The organism is Streptomyces sp. NPDC019224 (assembly GCF_040632605.1).
Classification (GTDB): Bacteria; Actinomycetota; Actinomycetes; order Streptomycetales; family Streptomycetaceae; genus Streptomyces.
In genome coordinates, this window is record NZ_JBEYCF010000119.1 from 1 (window position 1) to 1,029 (window position 1,029).

The following is a 1,029-nucleotide window of genomic DNA, read 5'->3' on the forward strand; positions in this document are numbered from 1 at the left end:
TGAGTCGTTAATTCGTGTGCAGTATGCGGCGAGGGTGTCGAGGATGTCGTCGGCGGTCTTGGTCCAGATGAACGGCTTGGGGTTCTTGTTCCACTCGTTGATCCAGCCGCGGATGTCGCGTTCGAGTTCGACGACGCTGCGGTGGGCCGAGCGGCGGAGTTTGCGGGAGGTCAGCTCGGCGAACCAGCGCTCGACGAGGTTGAGCCAGGATGCCGAGGTGGGGGTGAAGTGCAGGTGGAAGCGAGGGTGTCGAAGCAGCCACTTCTTGACCGGCTCGGTCTTGTGGGTGGCGTAGTTGTCCAGGACCAGGTGGAGTTCGAGGTGCTTGGGGACGGCGGCGTCGATGACCTTCAGGAAGCGGAGGAACTCCTGGTGGCGGTGGCGGCGGTAGTGCTGGGCTATGACCGAGCCGGAGGCGATGTCCAAGGCGGCGAACAGGCTGGTCGTGCCGTGCCGGACGTAGTCGTGGGTCATCTTCGCCGGCGTGGTCAGTGCCATCGGCAACACCGGCTGGGTCCGGTCCAGGGCTTGTATCTGCGATTTCTCGTCCACCGCCAGGACCAGGGCGTTCTCCGGCGGGGACAGGTAGATGCCCACCACGTCACGGACCTTGGTCACGAACTGCGGATCAGTCGACAGCTTCCACGTTTCCACGATGTGCGGCTTGAGGCCGAAGGCCCGCCAAATTCGCGAGACGGCCGACTGCGACATCCCTTCCGCCTCGGCCATCGAACGCGTCGACCAGTGCGAATCACCTGTCGGCGGCGTCTGGCCGAGCGTCCTGGCGACCAGGGCTTCGACCTGCTCGTCCGTGATCCTTCGCGGTGCCCCCGAGCGAGGCCGGTCCACCAGACCCTCCAGCCGGTCCGCGGCAAACCGGGACCGCCACTTGCGCACCGTCTCCCGCGAGATACCCAGATCGTCCGCGACCCTCGCGTTCGACCGCCCTTCAGCGCACGCCAGCACGATCCTCGACCGCAGCACCAGCGCCTGCGACGCGGTCTGCTTGCGCAACCAACCCCGCAGCAC

1 protein-coding gene is annotated in these 1,029 nt (G+C 66.1%); it reads right to left on the reverse strand.

What is annotated here, in order from left to right; translation table 11 throughout:
* Positions 1-1,029, reverse strand: a 1,029-nt coding sequence (locus ABZ564_RS32765; protein WP_360863151.1) for an IS630 family transposase, incomplete at its 3' end; no start/stop codon positions are given.